The following is a 7,775-nucleotide window of genomic DNA, read 5'->3' as shown; positions in this document are numbered from 1 at the left end:
CGGCCAGGCACACATCCACGTCATCGGGAAGCGGCGTCAGCGCCAGCTCTTGGGCCACCTCACGAACCGACCCCACCACCACCCACGACGACCGCACACCACCCCGACCACGACCACCCGAATCGGAGGCACCTGCGCCCGCACCCGGGCCGGCCGCGCCAGTGCCATTCGCGCCAGTGCCGTTCGTGCCAGCAGCGTCCGCGCCATCGGCAGCACCACGCGCGGCACCAAAGCCAGCGCCAGCAGCGTCCGGGCCAGTGGTATCTGCACCGTCGGCAGCTCCACGCGCGGCATTCGCGCCAGCGCCGTTCGTGCCACCCACATTCGCACCGGCGGCAGCCGCACGATCGGCAACCCCACAGGCGGCACGCGCGTCAGATCCCGCGCTGTCGGCGGTCCAACACGCGGCGTTCGCGCCAGCGCCGTTCGCGCCAGCGCCGTTCGCGCCAGCGGCATTCGCGCCGGCGGCGTCGGGGCCTGGGACGTCCACGCCGTCCGTGGTCTCGGTGCTGGGCGCGTTGGCGGGCTGCCGGGGCCCGAAGTTGATGATCGGGAAGGGCTCGCGGGCGGACGAGCCGTCGGACGACCACAGCGGCGAATTGGCGATCAGACGGTCCCACCAGCCGTCGTCAGGCGTGTTCGAATGACGGGAGTGCTCGGGATCGATGTCGAACAGATCCATGGCACCCCCCAACAAGAGATTCGAAAGCTTGTATTAATTCTTTCGCGTCTCCGGGGCTAGTTCAAGATCAACTAGGAATCTCCTGGGATCACAGATTGAGGGGACCGCCCTGGTCACGGGGGGAGTTCGCCGCGGGTGGGGAGGCCCTGCCAGGAGCTGTGGCTGGCGACCGCGAAGGCGGCCACCGAGATGCCGCGCTTGAGGCGGTCCGCCGGGTGCAGGCCGTCCAGGATCGCGCTGAGGTAGCCGGCGACGAACGCGCCGCCGACCTCGGAGGGGTCGACGGAGGTCACGGGGGCGGCCTGGGTGTCGTAGCGCAGGCCCTCGACGGTGGCGCTGGCACCCTTGGCGCCCCGGGTCACGACCAGCTCGGGCCTGGACGCGAGGGCGGGCTCCACGAGCATGAGCTCGTCCTGGGTGGCGAAGAGCACGTCGGCCGAGGCGGCGAGCTCGGTGAGCCCCTGCCGGGCGTCCTCCACGCTCTCCCACAGGTTCGCGCGGTGGTTGACGTCCACGGAGACGAGCACGCCGGCGTCCTTGGCGATTTTGACGGCGTGGTGGACGGCGCTCCACGCGAGGCCGCTCAGCCCGAGGGTGACGCCGGTGACGTGCAGAATCCGTGCCGACTGGACGGCCTCACCGGGCACATCGCCGGTCGACAGGTGTGACCCGGCCGAGCCCTCGCGGTAGTGGACGGCATGCGACGAACGGCCGATGCGCCGCTGGCGCAGGATCAGCCCGGTCGCCGCCGTCTCGTCCACCCGTACGTGGGAGACGTCGACGCCCTCGCCGCGCAGCACGGTCAGCGTGCGCATGCCGAGTTCGTCGGAGCTGACCCGGCCCAGCCAGCTCACCGTGTGGCCGAGCCGGGCAAGGCCGACCGCCGTGGTCAGCTCGGGCCCCTCCACGTCGAGACGGATGGTCATGTCATGCCGGAGCCGGTCGCCGGAGACGACGCCCAATGCCTCTCCGAGCGTGAAAACCTCGGTCATGCCGTAAGTCCGCGGGATCGCACCCGGAAAGCATGACAGAGCCTGATCCGCCCGGGAAAGCCCTGCCTCAGACGCCGAACTCAGGTGCCGAAATCAGGCGCCGAACGCGTCCACGGCGGCCTGGCAGAAGGCCTTCAGATCGTCCGGCTTACGGCTGGTCACCAGCGTGTTGGGACCGGCCGTGCAGACCACGACCTCCTGGTCCACCCAGGTCGCCCCCGCGTTGCGCAGGTCGGTCCGGAGGCTGGGCCACGAGGTCAGCGTGCGCCCGCGCACCACGTCGGCCTCCACGAGGATCCACGGCGCGTGGCAGATCGCCGCTACCGGCTTGCCCGCCTCGAAGAACTCCTTGACGAACCGTACGGCTTCGGGCCGAAGACGCAGGAAGTCGGGGTTGGCGACCCCTCCCGGGAGGACCAGGCCGTCGAAGTCGGCGGCGGAGACCTCCCCTGCCACGGTGTCCACGGGGAAGGTGTCGGCCTTGTCGAGGTGATGGAACGCCTGGATCTCCCCGCGTTCCACCGAGACCAGCCTCGGCGTGCCGCCCGCCTGCTGGACGGCCTTCCACGGCTCGGTGAGCTCGACCTGCTCGACCCCCTCCGGGGCGACGAGGAACGCGATCGTCTTGTCCTGGATCATTCGATGCTCCCCTCTTTTGCTCGTTCTTGACGTCGCGTGCCCCGATAACTGCGATCTATGCGGTCCGGTGGGTAGGGGACGGACATGCCCGTGCTGGTGGGAACCTCGGGGTGGCAGTACGCCGACTGGCGCGACCTCGTCTACGGCGGTGTGCCCCAGCGGCTGTGGCTGGAGAGGTACGGCGAGATCTTCGCCACGGTCGAGAACAACAACGCCTTCTATCGGCTGCCGAAGCGGGAGACGTTCGAGTCGTGGCGGGAGCGTACGCCGCCCGACTTCGTCATGGCGGTCAAGGCCAGCCGCTTCCTGACGCACATCAAACGGCTGAAGGACCCTGAGGAGCCGGTCGAGCGGCTGATGGGCGTGGCCGAGGGCCTCGGCCCGAAGCTGGGCCCCATCCTGCTGCAACTGCCGCCGACCCTGCAGGTGGACGCCGGGCGGCTGCGGGCCTGCCTGGCGCGGTTTCCGCGTGCCGTACGGGTCGCCGTCGAGCCGCGGCACGCCTCGTGGTGGACCGACGAGATCCGCTCGCTGCTGACCGAGTATGGGGCCGCGTTGTGCTGGGCGGACCGGCTCGGCCGGCCCGCCGGTCCTCTGTGGCGTACGGCCGGCTGGGTCTACCTGCGCTTCCACGAGGGAGCGGCGGAGCCCTGGCCGAACTATGGCCGGCGCGCGCTGAGCCACTGGGTGGACCGCCTGGGGGACGTGACGGACGCCTACGTCTACTTCAACAACGACCCCGGCGGCGCCGCCGTACGCAACGCGATCACCTTCGCGGAGCTGGCCCGCGCGCAGGGGCGGGACGTGCCCAGGGCGCGGCTTCCGGAGTCGGCTCCCGGGCGGACCCCCGAGCCCGTCCGGTCGTGACCGGACGGGCGAGTGCCACCCCGTCATGCCCCAGCGTGCCCCGGTATGGACAGATCAGGCGCGGTGGTCGTCGGTCGCGTGACGCCCGCCGGCCACCAGCTGGTCGCGGGACGACTGCTGAGCGGGCACCGACACGCGGTCGTGCGGCGCGGTGGGACGCTCGGCGCGCTCGGCCCGGTCGTCGACGCCGTCGCCATCCCGGTCGGTCTTGGGGGACGTCTCCAGGCGGCGCTCCAGGTCGCGCTTCTCGGCCTCCAGGCGGGACACGCGGTCCCGCTCCGCCAGGCGCGCCTCACGCTGCCGGCGGCGCTTCACGGCGGCGCGGCGCATGCCGCCGGTGATGAGCAGCAGGCCGACGACGAACACGGCGGCGGTCACGACGCCGGCGATGAACAGCTCGAACGGGCTGAGGTTGAACGTGCGGTCCAGGACCGTGATCGGCAGGGTGTTCGCGGTGTCGTTCACCGACACCTCGATCACGGCCGCCGCCGCGATCAGGACCAGAAGCAGGCCCAATAAGACCATCTGCGCTCACTCCCGGTGCGGTTGCGATTGGTTGACGCCCATCCGACTGCCCAAGAGAGCGGCGTTCATGTGTCAGGGGCACAACAGCTACTCATCGCACTGTCAAGGCAAAGAATGCGCGTTAACACTCTGGTTACAAACGGGCAAAGGTTACGAAATGCCAAAACGGCACTGTCGAGCGTGGCGGACGAACGCCAGGCCGCCTCGTTCGAAAGGGATCGACGTGACCTACAAGGCCGAGTACATCTGGATCGACGGCACGGAGCCGACCGCGAAGCTCCGGTCCAAGACCAAGGTTCTTGCCGACGGCGCCGAGCCGCCGGTGTGGGGCTTCGACGGGTCCAGCACCAACCAGGCCACCGGTCACTCCTCCGACCTGGTGCTCAAGCCGGTCTTCACCTGCCCCGACCCGATCCGCGGCGGTGACAACGTGCTGGTCCTGTGCGAGGTCCTGCACACCGACCTGACCCCGCACGCGACGAACACCCGCGCCGCGCTGGTCGAGGTGGCCGAGCGCTTCGCCGAGCAGGACTCGTGGTTCGGCATCGAGCAGGAGTACACCTTCTTCAAGGAGGGCCGCCCGCTCGGCTTCCCGCTGGGCGGCTTCCCCGCTCCGCAGGGCGGCTACTACTGCGGTGTCGGCGCCGACGAGGTGTTCGGCCGCGAGATCGTCGAGCTGCACCTCGACCGCTGCCTGGCCGCCGGCCTGAAGATCTCCGGCATCAACGCCGAGGTCATGCCCGGCCAGTGGGAGTTCCAGGTGGGCCCGGGGGGCCCGCTGGAGGTCGGCGACCACATGTGGGTCGCCCGCTGGCTGCTCTACCGGACCGCCGAGGAGTTCGACGTCGCCGCCACGCTCGACCCGAAGCCGGTGAAGGGCGACTGGAACGGCGCGGGCGCGCACACCAACTTCTCCACGAAGGCCATGCGTGAGGGCTACGAGCCGATCATCACGGCCTGCGAGGCCCTGGCCGACAACGCCATGGAGCACGTCAAGAACTACGGCCACGGCATCGAGGACCGCCTGACCGGCCACCACGAGACCGCTCCGTGGGACAAGTTCAGCTACGGCGTCTCCGACCGCGGCGCCTCGGTCCGCATCCCGTGGCAGGTCGAGGTGGAGAAGAAGGGCTACATCGAGGACCGTCGCCCCAACGCCAACGTCGACCCCTACGTCGTCACCCGCCTGATCGTCGACACCTGCTGCACGGCTCTGGAGAAGGCCGGCCAGGTCTGACGGTTCCTCCGTCTCTCTCCATCTCTCGTACGGCTCCCGCGTCTCGGCGCGGGAGCCGTACGTGTCTATGGCGGCGGGTCCCAAGTGCCCAAGTTGACAATGATTTTCATTTGCGGGACATTTGGGGGGGATGTTTCCCGTGCCGACTTTGATATGCCGACTTGAGGATTCGTCGTGCTCTCGCCGCTCGCCCGTAGGTTGTCGTCCGCCGCGCTGATCGTGCTGTTCGCCCTGTCCGCGGGCGGCTGCGGCGGCGAGGACACGTCCGCGTCCTCTTCCGATCCGGCCCGGCCGCTGAGAGTGGTCGCGACCACCACGCAGGTGGCCGACTTCGCCCGCAACGTCGGCGGCGACCGGGTGAGCGTCCACCAACTGCTCAGGCCGAACGTCGATCCCCACGACTACGAGCCGTCCCCGGCGGACATGCGGGCCATCGCCGAGGCCGACGTGCTGGTCAAGAACGGCGTGGGCCTGGAGAAATGGCTCGACGAGACGATCTCGGCCGCCGGTTTCGACGGGCCCGTGGTCGACGCCTCCCAGGGCGTGCAGATCCGCGACGGCGACCCGCACATCTGGCACGACCCCCTCAACGCCAAGACGATGGTCGCCACGATCGAGAAGGGGTTCGCCGCCGCCGATCCGGGTGACGCCGCGGTCTACCAGGCCAACCAGGCGGCGTACGACGCGAAGCTGGACGCGCTCGACGGCGAGATCGCCAGGAAGATCGACTCCATCCCGCCCGACCGGCGCAAGCTGGTGACCAACCATGACGCCTTCGGCTACTACCTCGACCGTTACAAGCTGACCTTCGTCGGCTCGATCATTCCGAGCTTCGACACCTCGGCGGAGCTGTCCGCCAAGCAGGTGTCCGACCTCGTCGCCAAGATCAGGGAGACCGGGGTGGCCGCCGTCTTCTCGGAGGCGTCGCTGCCGCCCAAGACGGCCGAGGCGATCGGGCGCGAGGCCGGGGTGACGGTCGTGGCCGGGGAGGACGCCCTGTACGGCGACTCGCTGGGCCCCGAAGGGTCGGCCGGTGCGACCTACCTGCAGATGGAGGAGCACAATACCGACACCATCGTCAACGCGTTGAGGGGGACCGCCGCATGAGTGAGCGCGCGCCGACCCTGGTGCTCGACCGGGCGAGCGTGGCCTACGGCGACGTCCCGGTGCTGGAAGAACTGAACGGCGTCGTCCACGAGGGCGAGGCCGTGGCGCTGATCGGCCCGAACGGTGCCGGCAAGTCCACGTTCATCAAGGCGCTGCTCGGCCTGGTGCCGGTCGTACGCGGCAGGATCGAGGTGCTGGGCAGGCCCCCGGCGCAGGCCCGCCGCGACGTCGCCTACGTGCCGCAGGCCGACACGCTCGACCCGGACTTCCCGGTGTCGGTCGAGCAGGTGGTGATGATGGGCCGATATCGGCGGATCGGCTGGCTGCGCCGCCCCGCCGCCGACGACCGGGCCGAGGTGGCCGACGCCCTGGAGCGGGTCGGGCTGGCCGGGCGGGCCCGCGACCGGTTCGGCACGCTGTCGGGCGGGCAGCGCCAGCGGGTGCTGCTGGCCAGGGCCATCGCCGCCAAGCCGCGGATGCTGCTGCTCGACGAGCCGTTCAACGGCGTCGACGCGGTCAGCCAGCACGCGTTGCTGGAGGCGATCGGCTCGCTCAAGGCGCAGGGCGCCTCGGTCGTCGTCAGCACCCACGACCTCGCCATCGCCCATCTCGCCTGTGACGAGGTGTGCCTCCTCAACCGGCACCAGTTCGGCTTCGGCCCGACCGGCGACGTGCTGACGCCCGAGCGGCTGCGCGCGACGTACGGCGGGCACGCGCTCGAACTGCGCGGCGACCGCGTGATCGTGACCCAGACATGATGTTCTTCGAGCCGTTCCAGCTGCCCTTCATGGCGCGGGCGCTGATCGAACTGGTCGTCCTCGGCCTGCTCGCGGGCACGGTCGGCGTGCTGGTGCTGCTGCGCCGGCTCGCGTTCGTCAGCGACACCCTGACGCACACCGTCTTCCCCGGCGTCGTCATCGGCCACCTCATGGCCGGTGACGGCGGCATCTTCTGGGGCGCGCTGGCCGCCGGGGTCGTCACGGCCGTCCTGCTCACGCTGCTCACCCGGCGCCGCAGGGTGAGCGAGGACGCCGCCCTCGCCATGCTGCTGACCACGCTGTTCGCGGTCGGCGTCGTGATCGTGTCGCGGCAGACCGGCTTCACCTCCGACCTCACCGCGTTCCTGTTCGGGCGGGTGCTGACGGTCAGCGAGGCGCAGCTCGCGCAGACCGCCGTCGTGACGGTCGTGGTCGTGGCGTTGCTGGCGGTGCTGCGGCGGCCGCTGCTGCTGCGGGCCTTCGACCCCGAGGGCGCCCAGGCGGCCGGCGTACGCGTCGGACTGCTCGACCTGGTGCTGAATGTCGCGGTCGCGCTGGTGGTCGTGGCCGCCGTGAAGGCGGTCGGCACGATCCTCGTGATCGCGTTGCTCATCGTGCCGGCCGCGGCGGCGCGCAGCCTGTCGGACCGGCTCGCGGTCATCGTGCCGCTGGCCTGTCTCGTCGGCGCGGGCGCCGGGTGGCTGGGGCTGGTCGTGAGCTACGAGGCGTCGGTCGGGTATGGCATCAGGCTCGCCTCCGGCGCGACCGTGGTGCTCGTGCTGGTGGCGATGTACGGCCTGGCCCACGCCGTGGCGTACGTCCGCAGGAAGGCGGGCCTGAGCCGGGCCCGTCGCAGGTCGGTCCTGGAGGCTGCCTAATGCTTTTGTCAAGCCACCGCAGCCCGGACATGGCTAGGGTCGTACGGCCTCCTGTGCCGCAGAATCGCGTGCAGGACGTTGACACGGCGG

The 7,775-nt window shown here is 70.3% G+C and carries 8 protein-coding genes and 1 pseudogene; 5 read left to right on the top strand and 4 right to left on the bottom strand.

From position 1 onward, the window contains the following. From FLV34_RS38405 to FLV34_RS38395, 3 genes and pseudogenes are all read right to left on the bottom strand, one after another. Positions 1-682: pseudogene (locus FLV34_RS38405) on the bottom strand (hypothetical protein); the annotation flags it as partial. A gap of 113 nt (positions 683-795) precedes the next feature. Further along, the gene (locus FLV34_RS38400) at positions 796-1,674 is read right to left on the bottom strand and encodes a sugar kinase (protein WP_142651982.1); all 879 of its coding nucleotides are present in this window, start codon (positions 1,672-1,674) and stop codon (positions 796-798) included. A gap of 93 nt (positions 1,675-1,767) precedes the next feature. Beyond that, the gene (locus FLV34_RS38395) at positions 1,768-2,313 is read right to left on the bottom strand and encodes a type 1 glutamine amidotransferase domain-containing protein (RefSeq protein WP_142651981.1); all 546 of its coding nucleotides are present in this window, start codon (positions 2,311-2,313) and stop codon (positions 1,768-1,770) included. 84 nt (positions 2,314-2,397) lie between these two features. On the opposite strand from FLV34_RS38395, the gene FLV34_RS38390 reads away from it, so the two are divergent. After that, entirely contained in the window at positions 2,398-3,180 is a 783-nt protein-coding gene (locus tag FLV34_RS38390; protein WP_142651980.1) for a DUF72 domain-containing protein, read from the top strand. A 54-nt stretch (positions 3,181-3,234) separates the two neighbouring features. Here the strand turns inward: FLV34_RS38390 and FLV34_RS38385 are convergent, their stop codons facing one another. Beyond that, positions 3,235-3,705, bottom strand: a complete 471-nt coding sequence (locus tag FLV34_RS38385) for a hypothetical protein (RefSeq protein ID WP_142651979.1) — start codon at positions 3,703-3,705, stop codon at positions 3,235-3,237. A gap of 223 nt (positions 3,706-3,928) precedes the next feature. On the opposite strand from FLV34_RS38385, the gene glnII reads away from it, so the two are divergent. From glnII to FLV34_RS38365, 4 genes are all read left to right on the top strand, one after another. After that, a complete protein-coding gene (glnII, locus tag FLV34_RS38380; RefSeq protein ID WP_142651978.1) occupies positions 3,929-4,942 on the top strand; it encodes a glutamine synthetase in 1,014 nt (337 codons plus the stop codon). Positions 4,943-5,116: 174 nt separating this feature from the next. Beyond that, positions 5,117-6,049, top strand: coding sequence for a metal ABC transporter substrate-binding protein (locus FLV34_RS38375; protein WP_142651977.1), 933 nt, complete (start codon positions 5,117-5,119; stop codon positions 6,047-6,049). Further along, the gene (locus FLV34_RS38370; RefSeq protein ID WP_147945498.1) at positions 6,046-6,807 is read left to right on the top strand and encodes a metal ABC transporter ATP-binding protein; all 762 of its coding nucleotides are present in this window, start codon (positions 6,046-6,048) and stop codon (positions 6,805-6,807) included. Before FLV34_RS38375 ends, FLV34_RS38370 begins: the two co-directional genes overlap by 4 nt. Further along, positions 6,804-7,685 carry a metal ABC transporter permease gene (locus FLV34_RS38365; protein ID WP_142651975.1) on the top strand — a complete coding sequence of 294 codons (882 nt, stop codon included), beginning with the start codon at positions 6,804-6,806 and terminating at the stop codon, positions 7,683-7,685. The genes FLV34_RS38370 and FLV34_RS38365 overlap by 4 nt, the downstream gene beginning before the upstream one ends. Positions 7,686-7,775: the final 90 nt, after the last annotated feature.

The organism is Microbispora sp. CSR-4 (genome assembly GCF_008033685.1).
Taxonomy (GTDB): domain Bacteria; phylum Actinomycetota; class Actinomycetes; order Streptosporangiales; family Streptosporangiaceae; genus Microbispora.
Note: the sequence above shows the minus strand (reverse complement) of the source record. Positions and strands in the feature narration are given on the sequence as shown.

Excerpts from the sequence above, each read along its gene's own strand:
- FLV34_RS38400 (WP_142651982.1), bottom strand. The coding sequence starts at position 1,674 with ATGACCGAGGTTTTCACGCTCGGAGAGGCATTGGGCGTCGTCTCCGGC.
- FLV34_RS38395 (WP_142651981.1), bottom strand. The coding sequence starts at position 2,313 with ATGATCCAGGACAAGACGATCGCGTTCCTCGTCGCCCCGGAGGGGGTC.
- FLV34_RS38390 (WP_142651980.1), top strand. The coding sequence starts at position 2,398 with ATGCCCGTGCTGGTGGGAACCTCGGGGTGGCAGTACGCCGACTGGCGC.
- FLV34_RS38385 (WP_142651979.1), bottom strand. The coding sequence starts at position 3,705 with ATGGTCTTATTGGGCCTGCTTCTGGTCCTGATCGCGGCGGCGGCCGTG.
- FLV34_RS38370 (WP_147945498.1), top strand. The coding sequence starts at position 6,046 with ATGAGTGAGCGCGCGCCGACCCTGGTGCTCGACCGGGCGAGCGTGGCC.
- FLV34_RS38365 (WP_142651975.1), top strand. The coding sequence starts at position 6,804 with ATGATGTTCTTCGAGCCGTTCCAGCTGCCCTTCATGGCGCGGGCGCTG.